13 protein-coding genes and 1 riboswitch are annotated in these 18,958 nt (G+C 46.5%); of the genes, 3 read left to right on the plus strand and 10 right to left on the minus strand.

The features are described 5' to 3' along the window. Positions 1 to 79 precede the first annotated feature (79 nt). The 5 genes from ABIE27_RS27795 to ABIE27_RS27815 all read right to left on the minus strand — a co-directional run bounded on the left by ABIE27_RS27795 (position 80) and on the right by ABIE27_RS27815 (position 7,060). The gene (locus tag ABIE27_RS27795) at positions 80 to 1,135 is read right to left on the minus strand and encodes an MBL fold metallo-hydrolase (RefSeq protein WP_123065863.1); all 1,056 of its coding nucleotides are present in this window, start codon (positions 1,133 to 1,135) and stop codon (positions 80 to 82) included. A gap of 92 nt (positions 1,136 to 1,227) precedes the next feature. Beyond that, positions 1,228 to 1,500, minus strand: coding sequence for a hypothetical protein (locus ABIE27_RS27800; RefSeq protein ID WP_123065864.1), 273 nt, complete (start codon positions 1,498 to 1,500; stop codon positions 1,228 to 1,230). Positions 1,501 to 1,507: 7 nt separating this feature from the next. After that, entirely contained in the window at positions 1,508 to 2,542 is a 1,035-nt protein-coding gene (locus tag ABIE27_RS27805; RefSeq protein WP_429352046.1) for a cytochrome d ubiquinol oxidase subunit II, read from the minus strand. Further along, entirely contained in the window at positions 2,539 to 3,885 is a 1,347-nt protein-coding gene (locus ABIE27_RS27810; protein WP_090924468.1) for a cytochrome ubiquinol oxidase subunit I, read from the minus strand. The genes ABIE27_RS27805 and ABIE27_RS27810 overlap by 4 nt, the downstream gene beginning before the upstream one ends. A 376-nt stretch (positions 3,886 to 4,261) precedes the next feature. Next, positions 4,262 to 7,060 (minus strand): ATP-binding protein, encoded by a 2,799-nt coding sequence (locus ABIE27_RS27815; RefSeq protein ID WP_429352047.1) that lies wholly within the window; start codon positions 7,058 to 7,060, stop codon positions 4,262 to 4,264. Positions 7,061 to 7,450: 390 nt separating this feature from the next. Here ABIE27_RS27815 and ABIE27_RS27820 point away from each other — a divergent pair, with 390 nt between their 5' ends. Beyond that, on the plus strand, positions 7,451 to 8,149 hold the full coding sequence (locus ABIE27_RS27820) for a response regulator transcription factor (RefSeq protein WP_123065867.1): 699 nt from the start codon (positions 7,451 to 7,453) through the stop codon (positions 8,147 to 8,149). Between the two features lie 82 nt (positions 8,150 to 8,231). Here the strand turns inward: ABIE27_RS27820 and ABIE27_RS27825 are convergent, their stop codons facing one another. Then, positions 8,232 to 8,648 carry a hypothetical protein gene (locus ABIE27_RS27825; RefSeq protein ID WP_123065868.1) on the minus strand — a complete coding sequence of 139 codons (417 nt, stop codon included), beginning with the start codon at positions 8,646 to 8,648 and terminating at the stop codon, positions 8,232 to 8,234. Between the two features lie 254 nt (positions 8,649 to 8,902). Between ABIE27_RS27825 and ABIE27_RS27830 the strand changes: the two genes are divergently transcribed. After that, positions 8,903 to 10,045 (plus strand): virulence factor, encoded by a 1,143-nt coding sequence (locus ABIE27_RS27830; RefSeq protein ID WP_429352048.1) that lies wholly within the window; start codon positions 8,903 to 8,905, stop codon positions 10,043 to 10,045. 170 nt (positions 10,046 to 10,215) lie between these two features. Beyond that, positions 10,216 to 10,435: riboswitch (Lysine riboswitch) on the plus strand. A 113-nt stretch (positions 10,436 to 10,548) separates the two neighbouring features. Further along, complete coding sequence (locus ABIE27_RS27835) at positions 10,549 to 12,039, plus strand: amino acid permease (protein ID WP_123065870.1); 1,491 nt, start codon at positions 10,549 to 10,551, stop codon at positions 12,037 to 12,039. A gap of 258 nt (positions 12,040 to 12,297) precedes the next feature. Here the strand turns inward: ABIE27_RS27835 and ABIE27_RS27840 are convergent, their stop codons facing one another. The 4 genes from ABIE27_RS27840 to ABIE27_RS27855 form a co-directional block, all read right to left on the minus strand. After that, positions 12,298 to 13,425 carry a transglutaminase domain-containing protein gene (locus ABIE27_RS27840; protein WP_429352049.1) on the minus strand — a complete coding sequence of 376 codons (1,128 nt, stop codon included), beginning with the start codon at positions 13,423 to 13,425 and terminating at the stop codon, positions 12,298 to 12,300. Positions 13,426 to 13,867: 442 nt separating this feature from the next. Then, on the minus strand, positions 13,868 to 16,252 hold the full coding sequence (locus ABIE27_RS27845) for a YcdB/YcdC domain-containing protein (RefSeq protein WP_161556992.1): 2,385 nt from the start codon (positions 16,250 to 16,252) through the stop codon (positions 13,868 to 13,870). Positions 16,253 to 16,463: 211 nt separating this feature from the next. Beyond that, the gene (locus ABIE27_RS27850; RefSeq protein ID WP_429352050.1) at positions 16,464 to 17,426 is read right to left on the minus strand and encodes an alpha/beta hydrolase; all 963 of its coding nucleotides are present in this window, start codon (positions 17,424 to 17,426) and stop codon (positions 16,464 to 16,466) included. Positions 17,427 to 17,630: 204 nt separating this feature from the next. Further along, positions 17,631 to 18,272, minus strand: coding sequence for a bifunctional 4-hydroxy-2-oxoglutarate aldolase/2-dehydro-3-deoxy-phosphogluconate aldolase (locus tag ABIE27_RS27855; protein WP_123065976.1), 642 nt, complete (start codon positions 18,270 to 18,272; stop codon positions 17,631 to 17,633). Positions 18,273 to 18,958: the final 686 nt, after the last annotated feature.

Below are 18,958 nucleotides of genomic sequence, written 5' to 3' on the forward strand. Positions count from 1 at the left end.
TATGTTTATAGATTACCATATCTGGCTGGCTTTTGTTAGCCCACTTAACGTACTTTTCATGGACTTTTTTAATTACTACTCACTGGGTCTCATCAGCTTCATGCCGGATGCGAAGAGTCTCACCATGCCCCAGCACCCGAATGCGTTCCTTGGCGATACCGAGCCGTTCTCGCTCCGCCTCAAGCCGATCCAGTGCTTCCTTGGGTGTGTCGTCAGCCAGCTTGAAGGTTCCATAATGCATAGGCACCATAAGCTGTGAGCCTGTTTCTACGAACCCCTGTAAAGCCTCCTCTGGGGTAACATGCTGCGAGGTCATGAACCATTCGGGGTCATACGCGCCAATCGGCATCAGCGTTACATCTATATCGAAGCGTTCACCAATCGTTTTGAACTCCTTGAAATACCCGGTATCTCCCACAAAATATAGAACAGGTGGATAACCTGCTACTTGTTTGTCATCGTGAGCTTGCTGCGATTCAGAATTCACTGAAGCAGACTGGTCTGGCACTTCTTTTGTTGCTGCGCTCTCTTCTGTGGTATGCAAAACATGGTTTGGCTCCAATACATAACCGCCCCAATGAGACGTATTGGTATCAAATAACGTTCGACGTGTCCAATGCTGAGCAGGCACAAACGTAATCTTCACTCCACCAAGCACCGTATGTTCCCACCATTTCATCTCCTGACAGCGATGGAATCCCTTACGGATCATCTTGCGTTTCAGGCCATCCGGCACAATAAGCAATGTCTTCGATGTAATCAGCTTACGCAGGGAAGCCAAGTGCAAGTGATCATAGTGTGAGTGAGAGATAAGGATGACGTCAAGCGGCGGAATATCCTGAATCGGAATGCCGGGGGCACCAAGTCTGCGTTGAAACCCCATTTTTTCCGCCCACACCGGGTCGGTTACGATGTTCAGTCCATAATATTGGATGAAAAAGGTGGAGTGTCCGATCCACGTGATCGTGGTTTCTTCCCGGTTAGCATGCAAGTAATCGAGCTCTGGCTCATGCTTCGGAACTTTGTAGGAATAGTCCTTTACTTTGCGGCGGCGCTGTTCTCTCCACTGCTTGAACTCCTTCAGCGTTTTGTCTGTACTGACATTGTCAATATTGTTGTAACGAATTTTGGGCATGAAGGGGCCTCCTCCCTTCCTCAGTTCTTAACATCAGATTACCCGTATCGGGAGTGGACGTACCACCTGACATAAGTACAACGGCAATCCAATCAATCTTTTGGATTTTTACACACCGCCATATATACAAAGAGAAAAACGATCGCAACCACCATAATCAGAGGCGGAGCATACATGATCGTAAACGTCTCAAAAAAGCTAAGCCCCGTGATTCCCGGTATGCCTTTCACCCCTTCTTCCAAAAGCGGATGCAAGTGCAATCCCGGATAAATGCCCGTGGGCCATGCAGATCTCAACACTGAAAGATGCCGGGGCAGCAGAGCAGACAGCGTATAGAGAATATTCGAAATCGTCGTTGCAAACATGGCGAAGTCATCCTTTCTTTTTCCCGGCGTTACCGCGTACATAATTGGCATCAAACAGGAACAGCTTCATAATTAGCACCAGCGATGGAATGAGCACCAGCAACCCAAGACTGAATGCGGTAATCAGCGCAATCCCCATCGTTCGGTTTGTAAAGTTATCGTAAATATTGATGTACGGGTACAGAATATAGGGCAGATGTGAGCGACCGTAACCGTACCATGCAAAGGCAAATTGGAGCATAACCGCGATAAAACACCAGCCCAGGTATTTCTCCTTCCACACAAGTGACACTGCGATAACAAAACAGATAAAGGATGCGATAAACATCCATGACATGTCCACCATACGTTCAAAGTGAGCCGGATTTTGTTTGTTAATTTGCAGAAAAGCCAGAAAACTCGCAAAAATCGTGGGCAAGCTCCACAGCAGCGCATACTCCCGAAGTACGCCAAAGGCCGGCTCATCCCCGGCCCGCTTCGCGTAATAGGACAGGAACATCGCGGAGATGTACAGCACACTCACCAAAGCCAGCAAAACAACGGACCACGTATAGGGATTTGTCAAAAATTCACGCCAGCGAAAAAACACCTTTTCGCCTACCTGTTCGATAATTCCGCCTTCGGATATCGCTAAAATGGTGGAGAACACTGCCGGGATAAGCAATCCCGTTGCCCCGTAAAGTGCCAGATAGATTCTGCTATTTTCCCCGTGGTTGCCATAAGTATTGTAGGCATAATACACCCCCCGAATCGCTAGTAGCACAATCGCCAGCGAACCCGGAACAAGCAGAGCCGTACCGTAAAAGAACGCACTATCCGGGTAGAAGCCGACCAGCCCCACCACAAAGAAAATAAGAAACACATTGGTCACTTCCCACACCGGTGACAGGTAACGTTGGATAATGTTATGAATTTTGTTTTCATGTCCGGTCAATATGCTGTAAAAGCTGAAAAAACCCGCGCCGAAGTCAATCGACGCTACGATCAGATAACCGAACAGAAACGTCCACAAAATCGCTATGCCCGCAATTTCAAAGCTCAATGCACGATGCCTCCTTCCAGACCAAGCGAATCCAGTTCCTTCTCCGCTTCCTTGTTACGGAACAACTTGCTGATCACGCGAATACACGAGAAACACAGCACCAGATACAGCAGGATGAACAGCACAAGCATCCAGCCAACCGAAGTCGAGGTCGTCGCCGCCTCAGACACCTTCATATATCCGCGCAAAATCCAGGGCTGTCTGCCCACCTCGGCAAACATCCAGCCAAGTTCAATCGCAATCATCGCCAGTGGGCCCAGGAGCACGATGCCAAGCAGCAGCCATTTGGGATAAGGTTTGCGTCCTGGCAACCAGCGGCGTAACACGTAAAGCACAGGTATCAGCAGAATAATGACTCCTGTTGTCACTTTCAGGTCGAACATGTAATGGATGGACAACGGGGGCCTGAGATCGGCTGGATATTCTTCCAGCCCCTTCACTTCTGTATCTGGTCGATTGCCAGCCAAAATGCTTAGCGCATAAGGAATTTCAATGGCATATTTGACCTCGTTGTTTTCATCCAGAATACCGCCATAGACGAGCGGTGCTTCCTTCATCGTTTTGAAATGCCACTCGGCAGCGGCCAGCTTCTCCGGCTGATATTTCGCCAGAAATTTACCTGAAGAATCACCGATCATGACGGTGCTGATCGCAAACACAAGCGCAGATACGGTTGTGAGCTTAAGCGCTTTTTTGTAGTACACATGATCACGTCCACGCAACAGACTGAACGCCGCAATACCTGCCAGCACGCCTGCGCTCAACGTGTAGGACGAAGCGAGCACGTGGGACACTTTCGTTGGTGTTGCCGGGTTCAGCATCGCGGCAATCGGATCAATGTCTTTCATGATGCCGTTAATCAAGGTGAATCCTTGCGGCTGGTTCATGAACGAGTTCACAGTTGTGATGAAGATGGCAGAAGCGGATGAGCCAAGAGCCACCGGAATGAGCAGCAGCATATGCGTATATTTCTTTTTGAAACGGTCCCAGGTGTAGAGGTAAATCCCGAGGAAGATGGCTTCCACAAAAAAGGCAAATGTCTCCATAAAAAGAGGTAACGCAATCGCCTGACCAGCCACACGCATGAACATGGGCCACAGCAAGCTGAGCTGTAAACCGATCGATGTGCCTGTGACTACACCCACAGCCACCGTAATCACAAAACCTCTCGCCCACCGACGAGCTAGCAAGGTGTAATGTATGTCATTGGTACGCAGCCCCCGCCATTCAGCCAAAGCAATCATGAGCGGAACACCGACACCAATGGAAGCAAAGATAATATGCACAAACAGGGTCAGACCGGTTAGAATCCGGCTGAGCAGTACAGGGTCCAGAGATGACATGGGTACACTCCTCTTTCAGCGTAATCGTTATCGTTGTTTGGTTGTTTCGTTATGGGTTATGTACATGCCTGAACGGATTTTTAATAACTCATAATACGGATGATGCTTTTGACCACGGCGTAGAGTACAACTACAGCCGCCACCAGACAAACGATGATAAGCGTTTTCTCTTGTTTGCGAAACATATACGTGGTGCCCTCCTTTTGCACAGAATGCAAATTATGGCTCTATATACAGTGTGCAAAAGTTCCCGTTTTTTTATCCCAGATGACGAAAAAACAAAGTTAGAACGATAAAAAAAAGCCTTTACCTTTCCGCACGGTTACGTGCCAAAAGATAAAAGCTCTCCATTCCATATCAACTTTCGGTAAACACACTAGAGGACAACGTCCTGTTTGGGCAACCTGACTTTGAACGTACTGCCTTTCCCTGGAGCCGACATGAAGGTCAGACTTCCTTGATGATCCTCCACAATTTTGCGGGAGATATACAAACCGAGGCCCGTGCCACCAATCTGACGATGATCCGAATTATCTACACGATAGAATTTGTTAAACAGCAGATCCTTCTCACTCTCGGCAATCCCTATGCCATAATCCCGTACATCGATGCATAGGGCTCCCTCTTCTTCCCATAGTGTTACATCGATTCGTTCTGCTCCTGGAGAGTACTTTACCGCGTTGCCTATAAGATTATGCAATACTTGAACCATCCGGTTCTGATCCGCATAAGCAAAGAGATCACCATTAAAGACATGCACATAGATTCGCTGAGAAGACTTCATGTTCCACTGCTCTGCTACACCTTCAACAAGGTCCACGAGAGGAACGTAGGTCATATGATACGTCATGCCCTCATTATCGAGACGTTGGATATCAAGCACATCATCCAGCAAGCTGCTCAGACGTTTGCCTTCAGACGCAATAGTCTCCATGAACTCTTTACGTTGGGATGCCGGAAGGTCATACATTAACATCAGTTCAACATATCCCATGATGGTAGCCACAGGTGTCCGAAGTTCATGAGAAACAACGCTGATCAACTCGTTTTTCATCCGGTTGAGCCGCTCTTCACCCGTTAAGTCACGAAATACGAGCAGGAATCCATGATTTTTCCCCGGCACGTCCATCTGTTTCATATACAATGAAAATACGCTTTGTTCCACATTGTCAAAATAGAAATTGGTCTCGATAAATGCTTGTTCTCCATCCAGGAATGCTCTTGTCTGTTCTGTCAGATTGAAGTTTTCAGTCTGCACCATTGAATCGATGGCTTGAGCCAAGTCAGTTATCGATTCTCCTAGGAAATTACCCAGTCCAAACATCTCTTCTATTCGGCGATTCACAATCGTAATCGTCCCCGAACGGTCAGACATGACAAGTCCTTCACGAACCGATTCAATAAATTGTTCACTGATATCGCGCTGTTCCTGAATCGCTGCCTTCTCTTGGAACAGTTCCAGGTTAAGGTGCTCCAACACAAGGGCATGACGCACCCGATCTTCTTCAGCACGAGTACGTTCTGTAATATCTTTAATGAACAGATTGTACAGCGTCTCGTTTTTCCCCAATTGAATCTCTACAATTTTATACTCAATCGGAAATACGGAGCCGTCATTACGAACACCTAATATTTCATCAACCGTTATATACCTTTTGCCTTCGACATACTCATATTGTTCTAACATCAACTTAATTTCCTGAAAACCAATCCCCTGAAAAAGAGAAGGTGCCTCCTTCTGCAACACGACCTCTTCCCGACCCAATCCAAACATCCTTTCGGCCTCAGGGTTAAACTCAATGATCACCCCTTGGGAATCAACCGAGATAATCGCATCAATGGAGGACTCGATGATCGCACGTTTAATTCCTTCACTATTTTTAAGTTCCTTCGTGCGGGCAACGACCCTGTCCTCCAGTGTTAACTTATCGAGTCGAATCTGTTCGAATTGTTCGAGTAACACATCCGCCATCTTGCGTAAGTTTCCAATGAGGATCTGGACTTCGGTCACATGACTGCTAGGCCAATCCATACCTCCGTTTCGAAACAGTAGACGTGGAAGAGAACCTGTTAGCCGGGTCAAGCGAAGTAAAGGACTAACCACTTTGCTGCTCAATGGAGCTGCTGCAATCATTGATGTAACGATAATAACGAATAAAGATTGTAACGTCGTCAAATAGATCTTTTCAATCTGCGTGTAATACTGGGACGAATTGGTTTCAACCAAAACCTCGTAAGGCGTTTCTGCCGTTTCCTCAGCCTCATAAATGAAAGAAGCCTGCCTCCAATGATCCAGGATATCACTGTAATGAGCTTTCTCCGAATTTAATAAAATTGGACCGCTCGCCGATGTAATCACCTGATACTGATCCATATTTATGAACTCCCCCGGCTGATATTCTGGCAGTCCAGAAACAACGACCGCTTTGCGCTGATCTAGCAAAACCACATTCATCCCCAGCAAATGATGATAACGCTCTACATTTTCTGCAAGGTTACTCGGTGTTACATAATGCTGATCCAAATCCTGAACAACAGCATTCGCCGCATGTCTCATATCCCATAAGATGGATTCGTTCATCTGGCTCAATTGTCTGCGGCTATCCACGGACAACAGAACAAGAGATACAAACACAACAAAAGCAACCACATATTTAAATGCAATTCTGGATAAGGGAATCGTGCCTGCTCGTTTCGCCTGATGTTCCCCGAGCGTGATCCAAAAATCAACCACAATGCCTGCAATCAGGGCGTTTACCATGCTCACGACAGCCATGTACATATATTCATATTTGGTCACTTCAACACTCAGACCTAATACGTAATATCCGTAACCAATTACAGGAAGCAACATCGCAACCCAGAACACCCCGTTAGCTTTGATCAGACTGCCTTTTTTATAGTATCTCTGCCACCCCAGCATCCAGATCAGTTCTATAAAATGTCCTGCCATGACATAAAGGTTATGGGAATCCAGCCCAACGATCAGGCTTTTCAATAGATAGATTAACGTAAGTGATACAAAACCGTATATCCCCCCATACAAGCGAAGGGCAACCAATGCCGCGGCACTAATGACTACAAATTGCACACCATAGAACAATGTAAACGGAAAAATGGCACTTAATGAACCAAAGATCACTAGGAGACCTGTTCCAATCCAGGGTCTTCTCAAGTGCAATTGAATCCGTTCCAACAGGTTCCTTACTTCCGTTATCCCATACATATATATCTATCCTCACCATGGATTCGTTGTATGCCTGCTCTCTTTGGTCTCTCTAACAACATCTGTTCCCCCTAATAGCTGGCGATAACTTTGAACATTTCCCCCCTCAAACCACTCTGATCCATTATACTTTAATTAACATTCAATGTACGTATGGCAAAATTTATGATTCAGCAAAAAAAGTAAACTCATGATAAACTACATTATTAAGGTAAAGTCATTTTGCAAGTTGGTGCTACTTTCTATATTCTGGAATAGAACCATTAAATTTTTTGCGTTATTTTTAATCATTTTATTGTATTTTCTTAACAAATCCTTGTTCACCAGGAGTGTGAAGCTATGTCAATCAAAGTACTTCTTATAGAAGATGAAAAGAATTTAGCGGACATGATCGCTTTTTTTCTTGAGGAGGAAGGATACATAACCGAGCGGGTTCATCACCCCCGTGAAGCACTTCATTTATTTCCCCAGTTTCAACCTGATATTGTGGTGACGGACTTGATGTTGCCCGAGATTGACGGTAACGAACTTGTTGATGCTTTTCGTCAAAATTCCACCGTTCCTGTACTGATGATATCTGCAAGTACCATGTTAAATGATCGACTTCGTGCCTTACATAATGGTGCTGACGATTTCCTCTGTAAGCCGTTTAGTCTGAAGGAGTTGGACGCCAGAATTAAAGCATTGCTACGCAGGTCGATTATCACCTATCAGGATAAACCTGTTAAGGAGAATCAGCCAGCTGAAGTGACAGGTCACATTCATGTCAATGAATACAGGAGAACGTTATTTGTAGATGGTGTTGAAATCGATGTAACCCATATTGAATTTGAGATTATGAAGGAATTGTATCGCAATCCGGGCAAAGTGTTTACCCGTAATGAACTGATGGACCGCATCAAAGGCTCTGAACGCGCCTATCTGGATCGAACCATCGACGTACATATCTCTAGTCTTCGCAAAAAAATAGAGCCCGACCCCAAAAATCCCCGTTATATTAAAACGGTATGGGGTACAGGCTATAAATATATGGTCTAGTTAGTCTTCGATAAAGACGTCACCAAACATAAACATGACAAAGCTGTATAAAAACGGTTTCACGCACCATGCTTCTTTCGTTTTACCTGATGTGTAGAGCGGAAGGCATGGTTATTGGTGCTTCATACCCGAAAGTTTGCAGCCACTTCTTAATGCCGCTAACCAATTGATCGGGGTCTTGTTCATTCCAGAGCATCAACTTCATAACACCATTACCTGTTATCTGTTGCAGATGACGCTTACGAACCAAGGATGTAAAATCGGTAATGACCAGTAGCGGCACATCCGGTACAAAAGCACGAATGGCTTTCGCTGCGGATACTGCCTGTTCAGCGTTCCTGTAATCTACAATGCAAAAACGGGAATTTTCCCAATCCCCTCTTCCTGTTTCCTTTACTGAATCTGATGGCGCAGAAGCAATCCAATCCTCAAACAAAGGTTTGATCTCCTCAAAGTTAATACAACGCTCTCCATCCGTTAGCACAGTAACAGGCTCCATAGATATGACCTCCAATAGCTTCTTACCTATATTGTGTCAGGATTCATTTAAAAATGTTTGTGCACGAACATGAAAGAAGTGTTAACAATCTTCGTACTTCTTCACATCCCTACGCAGATACCTCTTCTCGGCATGTAATTTCGCAGTTTTCCTGATTTCATGTAGAATAGAGATATCCGTTAAAATAAAGGTACCCGTGTGATTTATTTTGCGGAAGGTTATGTATCAATCTGGTATTATAGGAGGTTTCACCCATGAATATCGTTTCCATTGAACCAACACCAAGTCCAAATACGATGATGTTACATCTCGACGAACGTCTGGAAGACGGGATTCGCAGAACCTATACACTCGACAACGAACGTTCAGCCCCGGCGTTTATTCGCCAGATGCTCCACATTCCAGGCGTGAAAAGTGTATTCCACACCACCGACTTCGTCGCACTGGATCGTAAAGGCAATGCAGACTGGTCTGTTATTCTTGGTGAAGTACAGAGCCGTCTGGGTCAGGAAAGTATGAATCTGGACTGGATCGAGTCGGAAGATGCCACAGGTGAACACTTTGGGGAGGCACAAGTTTTTGTTCAATTTTTCCGCGGAGTGCCGATGCAGATTCGAGTCAAAGCCGGAACGAAAGAAGAGCGAATTTCACTATCAGACCGTTTTGTTAAAGCCGTTACAGAAGTAGCCAGCGCTACGTTGATTAAAGAACGTAAACTGAGTGATTACGGCGTACGGTATGGTGAGCTTCCGGATATTGCACGTGAAGTTGAACAGGAACTGGAAGCGGCCTACCCGCCGGAACGATTGGAGCAGGTCATTCAGCAAGCTATTGCGCATGGTACAAATACGGAAGAATTCGTTGAGCATCGGCGTGCGCTGGTTGGAACGGAACTGGAAGAAGCGCTTCGGAGCGAAGACTGGAATGTACGCTATGCCGCACTGGATGGCATGGAGCCAACAGAAGAAAGACTGCCTCTGGTAGCTCAGGCGCTACGCGACAGCAAAATGCAAATTCGTCGCTTGGCCGTTGTCTATCTGGGGGATATTCGTACACCTGAAGCGATGGAACTTCTGTACGAAGCGCTTCGCGACAGTTCTCCCGCTGTACGGCGTACTGCCGGGGATACGTTGTCAGACATCGGTGACCCTGCTGCCACACCGGCCATGATCGAAACGTTAACGGACAAGAGCAAACTGGTGCGCTGGCGTGCGGCTCGTTTTCTGTATGAAGTCGGAACTGAAGAAGCGGAGCAGGCTTTACGTCTCGCCGCGGAAGATCCCGAATTTGAAGTGAGTTTACAGGCCAAAATGGCGCTAGAACGTATCGAATCTGGTGAACAGGCCGCCGGAACGGTGTGGCAGCAGATGGCAGGACGGAATAAAAGGCAGGATTAATCTGTTCTTCTACATGTTCTTTACCAAGCCATTAGAGCAAACTCCAACATTTGTTATTGCACTGTAAATCGATGAGCGGTATACTTGTTGTCTGTTTGATTAACAGGTTACACGCTGCTCGAAGCGTGATTTCTAATTTCATAAACAATAGATACACCTCATCCATTGCATGGTGAGGTAGAGGTCGCGGGTGCGATCAGTAAGCTGAAGAAGGCGTTAGGAGCCGCTGTTGAGATCAGCCGAAAGGTGTACCCGCCGAAGTTTACTGGACGTTCCTTTATCGGTCCGGTGAGCTGGGGCTGCAGCCGAAAGGTGCAGAACTGTCACAGCAAGTATTCGTATCTTTTTCTAAAAAAGGTATGACTTCTTCTGTGTTGAGCTATCTTAATCATCTAGGACATGGTGCGGATATAGATATCAAGACCGCTGGCTCATGCCTGTGGTCTTTTTTGGTTTATGGAGCTTATGATCTGCATTAGCAATACAAATGAAGGAGTGTTTTCATGCAAGACCGCAGCAACCAATCACACACAACAACAACTGGACCTACATTGAAAAAAGGATTGCGTGCACGTCACATGACCATGATTGCCCTCGGCGGCTCCATCGGTACGGGGCTGTTTCTGGCAAGTGGTACAGCTATCTCGACTGCCGGCCCTGGTGGTGCATTACTTGCCTACGCAGCTGTTGGAATCATGGTTTATTTCCTCATGACCAGCTTGGGAGAACTCGCAACCTTTATGCCGGACTCCGGTTCTTTTAATACGTATGCCGCTCGGTTCGTAGACCCCGCTCTCGGCTTCGCCATGGGCTGGAACTTCTGGTACAACTGGGCGGTAACGATTGCCGCGGAACTCGCTGCGGCTACCGTTCTGATTAAATATTGGTTTCCGGACAGCTCATCCATGCTATGGAGTCTGCTATTCCTGGTACTGATCTTTGCTCTAAATATCCTGTCCGTCAAAGGATACGGGGAATCGGAATATTGGTTTGCCATTATCAAAGTGGCCACCGTCATTATCTTCCTGAGTGTCGGCGTATTAATGATTTTTGGTATTCTGGGCGGTGAAGCTGTTGGCTTCAGCAACTTTACTGTCGGCGATGCACCATTCCACGGCGGCTTCTTCGCAGTCCTTGGCGTGTTTATGGCCGCGGGTTTCTCCTTCCAGGGAACGGAATTGATCGGTGTCGCCGCTGGTGAAAGCGAGAATCCACGCGAAAACGTGCCTCGTGCCATTCGCCAGGTCTTCTGGCGCATTCTGATCTTTTACATTTTGGCGATTACTGTAATCAGTTTAATTATTCCTTACACTCACCCGAATCTGCTCAAGGGTGATCTGGAGAACATCGGGGTCAGCCCGTTTACACTTGTCTTTGAAAAAGCAGGACTTGCGATTGCGGCTTCTGTCATGAATGCCGTCATCCTGACTTCCGTGCTCTCAGCCGGGAACTCCGGCATGTACGCTTCAAGCCGTGTGCTCTACGCTCTTGCTCGGGATGGCAAAGCTCCGCGTTTCCTTGGCAAGCTGAATAAACGAGGCATTCCGATGAATGCGCTGCTCGTCACAACCGCTGTTGGCATGCTTGCATTTCTGGCTTCTCTCTTCGGTGACGGCATTGTGTATACGTGGTTACTAAATGCATCCGGCATGTGTGGATTCATTACGTGGCTGGGTATTGCGATCAGTCATTACCGATTCCGGCGAGCTTATGTTGCACAAGGACGGGATTTAAGGGATTTGCCTTACCGTGCACGTTGGTTCCCGTTTGGGCCGATCTTTGCTTTTGTCCTTTGTATCATCGTGATTCTGGGACAGAACTATCAGGCATTCACAGGTGACCAGATCGACTGGAGTGGAGCCCTTGTTGCTTATCTGAGCGTGCCGCTATTCCTCATTCTATGGCTTGGTTACAAATGGATCAAAAAAACCAAGGTTGTTCCGCTGCAGGAATGTGACTTCACGCCTACCGAATCGTCAGGTATCAAAGAGTAGGGTCAGTCGCTAAGTGTAGTCGTCGTTGATTCAACCCTGCTTTTCGTTTAAACCTACGATAATGATTCATTAATCCCCTGTTCTACAGAGACTTTTTTTGTAGAACAGGGGATTTTATTTTTCAGTGCAATTCCCCTGAAAACTGAATATCAAAAAGAGCGCCCAGGTTACCGGGGCGCTCCTATCATTAGAAAGACACGTTGCTGTGCATATACTTGATCCGTTGTACGGGGGCTGAATCCTGAACCTGTCTGTCTATTACAAGGTCCAATTGATTTTGACACGCAGATCTGTTGTATCTTCCATCTTGGAGACAAAATAGGAGATGGACTTCATACCTAGCTGGTACAGATCCTGCAAATCTTCGATCAAACCGCTCTCCGTGCCCTTATATCTAAAAGTTAGCGAAGTTCCGCCCTCATTTAGCACACTCTGGACTTTGGTTTTGAGCACTGCCCGTTCCTTGACCGCATCCTGTTCATCGTACAGAGAGTACTCCAGTGCGTGGTACAGCTTTTGGTATACCTCCTGCTTGTTTCCGTCCGTCTTCGCCAGTTTAAGCAGCGCATCACGGTAAGGTGCATAGGCTGCAGGGTACCTGTTTTTGCCTGTCCAGACATGGTCACGCGCCATCTCTTTATCGCTTAACAAGTAATAATTATGGCTCACAACGCCTTTGCGATCAGGTGTTGGATCATCCCATGTTGTATCGAGGTGATACCATTTTCCATCCAGCTTCACCAGATTCCAGGCATGGAGTTGTCCGCCTGCTTGACCTTCAACAATGCGATTTTCAATCCCTACCCGCTCCAGCATGCGATATGTGAGCAAGGAGTATCCTTGACATACAGTACTGCCTGTCGCAAGTCCGTCATAAGCCGTATATTTTTGTAATGAGGTATCATAAGCAAGGTTTAACACAATCCAATCATGAATAACTTTAACTTTCTCATGGCTCGTCATTCCAGGTTTAATGATTTCTTTGAGCACACTAGCTACTTTCCGATTCACATAATCGGTCTGCGCTTTCGTTTCCCGATACGAGAGGGTCACATCCACCTCGGCTGACGTATTGGAGCCTTTATAGTTAAACGCATAACTTTTCACTGTATATTGAATATAAGGATCACTCTTCATTGCTTCATCGATAGAGGTCTGCAACTGTTTCTTGAGGCCCTTCACATTCCCCTTATAGGTAAACACCACTTTCTCTGTACGCTGCGACATCGCATTCAACAGTGTCTGACGCAAATCCGTCGCTGTAGATAGTTCGGACGTACCTGACGCGGCATACAATTGATCAAGGTCAACCGTACGCGGCAACCATGCCGCAACAAGACAGCCTGCCAGCAACAAGGTGATCACTCGTTTACCGTTCTTACCCATGAAAGGACCCCACCCTTCTTCGTAGCATTCTCATGCCCTATTGTATCATAAAAGGTCTTGCTTTCATTGTTCTATATAAGTTGAACTAAAAATTTTACACAGTCCACTCCAAGGACAGAATAACCTTCCCATCGCTGTTATCCCCAGATTTTTTGAATTCCCTTTTCCAAAGGGGAAAATCCGGTGATAAACGCGAGCGCTTCGCTTTTCCAGGTTTTTTCTGTCCACTTCGTTAACGTGTAAAAGAATAATTCAACTTATATCTTTCCAATGTTAGTGTAATCAAGTGGAAAAGGGACCTTCTCGGAAGGCCCCTTGAACTTTAGTTGCAGTCATCATGTTTGCCGCTTCACTTCATCCTATGTTTTCCTGGAGCAGATTATGAGTGGCTTTGCCTGCGTATAGATTCGTACAAATGAATGCAGGTGAGCTCCGCCTGGAATTAATAAAGGCGGCTGCCTTTCATAAACGTGTCCGTTTTGCCCTGTAACTTGGCAAGTCGCTCAAGAACTTGAGATGCCTCGGCTACCGTTACTTTGCGCGCAGGCATAAATCTTCCCTCAATAGAAGGTAACAAGCCAAGCTTCAAGCTCAGAGAAACAGCACCCTTATTGTTGATCGCACTGGCGTCGGCAATGTTAGGCAAATCGGACGGCTGCATATAGAATCCGGCGAGCTTCTCATAACGTAGAATGCGCATCAGCAAGACTGCCAATTCCTCACGTGTCATTTCTTCCTCAGGTTTTAGCTGCTTCTCAGGGTCAGCTCCACCGATCCAGCGTTGATCTATGAGGACTTTCACCGCCTTGTAATACGGACTTTCTATGGTTAAATCAGCAAAAAGTTTTTCATTGCTATCGCTGTTATAGTACATGTCCATGTTCGGATTAATTGCTCTTGCCAGATAATTGAACCACTCTCCTCGGGTAACGACCCGATCCGGAAATACACGTCCCTGCTCATCGGCAAGCAACACCTTATGCTTGGTCATGTTACGCAAAGCTGATTCAGCAATATGACCCGCAATATCTGTCGGTTCGATCTGAGATGCCGCATGGTCTACACCGTACATGAAGAACCATTGACCTGTATTGGCATCGAGCAGTTCATTCAAATTGTATAGAGATTTCTTGCCGCTTACAGGTACGTAAGCCAAATTTACTCCTACAGGTACAGGTTCACTAGCACCCAAACCGAACCCACCGTAACGAGCATAATTCAACGTTAACGTATATTTCTTCAGATAGAGTTCCCTAGCTTTTTCGTAAGAGATTGCAGGTGTAATATCTGCCGGTAGTTGCTCAGAAGATGCCGCCAAGCGTGTATAGAATTCAGTAATATCCCCATTGTTCTTTACCTGCACCTGTGCCGTGTCATCCTGAACCCGAATCCCATTCAAATAACGCTGAAACACAAACGTACGAGCATCGTCTGCTTCTATCATTCTGGCCAGTTGATACTGCTCTTTTGCCTGTGGTACAGCGGCAATGATCGTATTCATCGCAAGTTTCTCGGCCTGTGTTGAAGTAACAGCCTTTTTATCCTTCTCTTGAGAAGGCTTTTCCTGCCCCATCTCTGGTCCAACCCGTTGCATCAAATTGTAGCTGTAGACCTGTCCGGTAACCGCATCGACCTGTGCCGAAATATCACGCATGAACATATAGGATATGTTTGCATTCCGATTGCTCCAGCTTAGACTCCATACCTGGCTGTTCGCATTGCCATAGTAACCTTTAGTTAATTGGCTGTGCTCGAGTTTGTAATCCTTGGGAATGTCAAAATTGGCTGCAACCCGCTCTACTGCCTGTTGCACATTTAGGCGCTGACCGCTCGCTGCGGCAAATGCCGGCCCATTGCCCGTTACTTTTTTATTTTGCTGTGAACTGCTCTTGTCCACGGCTTTTCCTGTCATCACGTCAATTCGGTCTAACGTGTTAGCGTTAATCGGCCCCATACTATCACCTTTTGGCAAATAACCAAGAACATATTTTTGCCCCTGTATGGAAGACAATTGTTCTTTGGAGATATATGCAAGCTCTACATCAAATCCATCTTCAAACACCTGTCTGGCCTGCTCTTCCGAGGCCTTCGGCTTGGAAGAGGGGTATTTTGCCGAGATAGTCGAACGTGAATACGATGTGGCCTGACCTCTCTCATCCACAGTTATGTAGACTGTCTCTGCATCCGACACAACACCATCATGTTTCAAGTTATAGACAAATTGATATTCATTGCGGCCAAATAACGCTTGCTGTTCCACAGGTGAAACCGTGTCTCCTAGCGGTACATACTGTCCATCCTTAAGTTCAGGAATCGCTTGATGTAGCAGTTCCAAAGCCGTTTTTTCGGCTTCTTCCTTGGTCAGTTGAACCTCTGATACGGATGACAACTGACTCTCTACAAACTCAGATGGCAGATGTACACTTAGGACTTCCCCTGTGCCTGCATGCACACTTGCGCTGAATCCCATGGAATGATTGCCTTGTACAAACTGAAATCCGACATCCCATACTTTGTAATCCGGCGGTGGATAAGAATTGGATACATCGAAATTAGCGGATGAGATCGTCGCTTTTTTTAATAGCGGAAACAGCTTTAATATATTTTCAGCGGCTTGCCTGGATGAAATTTTTGCACCCTCCGGCACGTCATTGCTTGTTACGTCTAGTTGATCATTTTCCCCCGACACTGCTTCATTCACTGAGCCAGCTCCCGCCTGAGCAGCGGATGCGCTCCCCGTCAAACCTGGTACCTGTGTCGTAAACAGCAGAGTTGCCATTGCTGTTGCTGCGGCTTTGGCTGTGAACGTTTTAAGCCTTCCATTCATGTTCCAATCCCAACTCAAAATGGTTACCTCTCCCTTCGATTTCACGCAAGATGCATGATAAATACTCTCGCATGAATTTTGCCATTCTAATCTATGATACCATAAGCTTCCTTTTTAATCGCTGTTTTCCGGGTAATTTTACAATTGTGAATTTCTGTATAATAAAAAGACACAACAAAAAAAACGCCAATCGAGTTGGCGTTTTTCGCTATCAACCTGCGCTATGATGCAGATCTGTTGCGTCCTGATTAATTGTAGTTTCGTCATGCGCAGCTCTCTCTGGAGCGGAACGAACATGCATTTTCAGGAACGGTATGACCGTATCCCAGAAAGCCGGATCTTCCTCAGAGCAGCTGTGACCTTCACTGTTAACCCATAGATGCTCTACCGGCGGATCGGCTTTGGACATAAAATATTCCAGTTCACTCGGTGGAATAAAATTATCCCCTTTGGAGTGTACCATCAAAAATGGCAACTGCATGCTTCTTCGCCGCTCATTCAGCATCATTACTGCATCATTCTGCTGATACGTCTTTAAAGACTCACCTAACCGCCAAAACCAGATTCGGGGGATCAACTGTGCCAGCGGGAAAAGCGGCAGGCGCCGGCGTCTCAGTTCCGAACTGACGATCACCTGAAACTGGGATGGCATGGAGTCGGTGACCACGGCGGAAACTGGAATGCCTTCTGTAATTGCAAGAATCGTTCCCAGTCCGCCCAAGGAATGCCCCAACACTCCGATAGCTTCGGGGTAAATCTCGGACCGGCCTGATACATAGGTCAACGCAGCCAGTAGATCGTCCCTAAACAGATAGGCTGATGCAGCACGAACAGGATCACTGGCTCCATGACTACGCACATCATACATAAACAGTGCATACCCGGCTTCCCAGATGGGGCGCGCATAGCGTAATACACGAGAGCGATTGGAACCCCAGCCATGTGCTATTATCACGAGCGGCCAAGGCTTAGGAACATCGGGTCTCGCTGGAATGAACCAACCTTGCACCTGTCCCCCTCCACTTTCAAAGGTAATATCCTCAAAAGGCATCGGCGGTGTCAACGTAATCGGAATTTTTTTGGGTGTCTGGCTTTTTACCGCTGCCTTCCATAAACCACCCGCAGTTACAGCGGCTACTGCCAACATACCGCCAATCATCGTTCTCGCTTTCACAAGGCCTCTCTCCTCTCTGGCTACTGACATATGCTTATCATACGATAACAGGATCAACTACACGTTAAATGATCTCCATTTTTGTTAGTAATCACGATTAACCATGTAAACTCTTTTTATATACCCCATTACGCCTAATTTACTTATTTCTTCTTAAATTAAGCCCTCTACTCTAGTCCCTTTGCTCTTAACGTTACCTAAACGCTATCTACTGTCTGTTCTCGCAGTCGCTGCCTTCACAAATGCTCTTGCTCGCTCTGCAATCTGTGCGCTATCTCTCGAAGCTAGAGCTTCTTTTGGCAAAAGTGCACTTCCCAAGCCTACTGCGGCTGCACCTGCCTCATAATAGGCAGCGATATTCTCCAGCGTCGCGCCACCCGTTGCAAGCAGTGGAATGTGATCGAGAGGTGCCTTGATTTCACGCAGGTATGGAATACCCAGACTAGCCATAGGAAACAGCTTAACAGCCCGTGCTCCCGCTTCATATGCAGCTACAATCTCCGTTGGTGTCATCGCCCCAGGCCAAATCTCAACACCGTGTTCTACAGCATATTCAATAACAGACAGATCGACATTGGGGGATACCAAAAATTGTGCCCCTGCAGACACGGCTTCCTTCGCCATGCTCACATTGAGTACCGTGCCTGCGCCGACATAGGCTTGTCCTCCGTGACGTTCGCGCCAGTCAGCAATGATCTGATGCGCATTCGGTGTATTCAGCGTTACTTCCATTAAACGAATGCCACCGTCGGTCATGCCCTGACCAGCTGTCACCGCCTCTTCCCGGCTTATGCCGCGTACGATCGCGACCAGTCTGGATTCGAGTAATACTTCTGTCAGATCCATATCCATATCCATATTCATATCCATTCACTCCCCTTGCTTCGTTCAGATTCGGCAGCCAAAAACCCGTGAAGACAAGTCTTGGTGTTCACTGCTTTTCCGTTAAAAACTATTGTAATGCATATGCTCCATTGAACGAAATACATTAATCCATAATAGGGATCGTGGAAGTAGGGATTGTGGACAACATAACAATAAGTCTCCCTGCGGTGCCAGAACGACCAAGAGATAGAGGTATAGAGTATAAAGGCATCAAGACATCAGGCATCAGGCATTAGGCATCAGGCATTTCCATTTTGTCATTGCAATTATTAGCTCCGATTCGCGGTTTAGACATAACATCACATTTTCTAACGATCACCAGAAACCTTATTTGGCCTGATTCGCCACTACTTATTTTCTAACGATCACCAGAGAGCTTATTTACTCAGATTAGTGATGTTTTCGCCCCATTATGTGCATTCTTGCCGAAATAGCGTCTGTGGTGATCGTTAAAATTCTCAAACCCTCAAAAACCTTGAAATAAGCTCTCCTGTGATCGTTAGAATAAAGTCGGAGCCAGTTACCCTGCCATGAATCCCACGAACTCATTGTAATATCCACTACGAGATACATCTAAAATGGCGCACATTTTCTCCAAAAAAACTCAGAGCGATGGTTTTCCACAAACTTATCTTTCGGAATATTGA

The organism is Paenibacillus sp. 4624 (assembly GCF_050435065.1).
In the GTDB taxonomy this organism is placed as follows: Bacteria; Bacillota; Bacilli; order Paenibacillales; family Paenibacillaceae; genus Paenibacillus; species Paenibacillus amylolyticus_D.

Excerpts from the sequence above, each read along its gene's own strand:
- ABIE27_RS27800 (WP_123065864.1), bottom strand. The coding sequence starts at position 1,500 with ATGTTTGCAACGACGATTTCGAATATTCTCTATACGCTGTCTGCTCTG.
- ABIE27_RS27855 (WP_123065976.1), bottom strand. The coding sequence starts at position 18,272 with ATGGATCTGACAGAAGTATTACTCGAATCCAGACTGGTCGCGATCGTA.
- ABIE27_RS27830 (WP_429352048.1), top strand. The coding sequence starts at position 8,903 with ATGAATATCGTTTCCATTGAACCAACACCAAGTCCAAATACGATGATG.
- ABIE27_RS27835 (WP_123065870.1), top strand. The coding sequence starts at position 10,549 with ATGCAAGACCGCAGCAACCAATCACACACAACAACAACTGGACCTACA.
- ABIE27_RS27820 (WP_123065867.1), top strand. The coding sequence starts at position 7,451 with ATGTCAATCAAAGTACTTCTTATAGAAGATGAAAAGAATTTAGCGGAC.
- ABIE27_RS27825 (WP_123065868.1), bottom strand. The coding sequence starts at position 8,648 with ATGGAGCCTGTTACTGTGCTAACGGATGGAGAGCGTTGTATTAACTTT.
- ABIE27_RS27810 (WP_090924468.1), bottom strand. The coding sequence starts at position 3,885 with ATGTCATCTCTGGACCCTGTACTGCTCAGCCGGATTCTAACCGGTCTG.
- ABIE27_RS27840 (WP_429352049.1), bottom strand. The coding sequence starts at position 13,425 with ATGGGTAAGAACGGTAAACGAGTGATCACCTTGTTGCTGGCAGGCTGT.
- ABIE27_RS27845 (WP_161556992.1), bottom strand. The coding sequence starts at position 16,252 with ATGAATGGAAGGCTTAAAACGTTCACAGCCAAAGCCGCAGCAACAGCA.
- ABIE27_RS27795 (WP_123065863.1), bottom strand. The coding sequence starts at position 1,135 with ATGCCCAAAATTCGTTACAACAATATTGACAATGTCAGTACAGACAAA.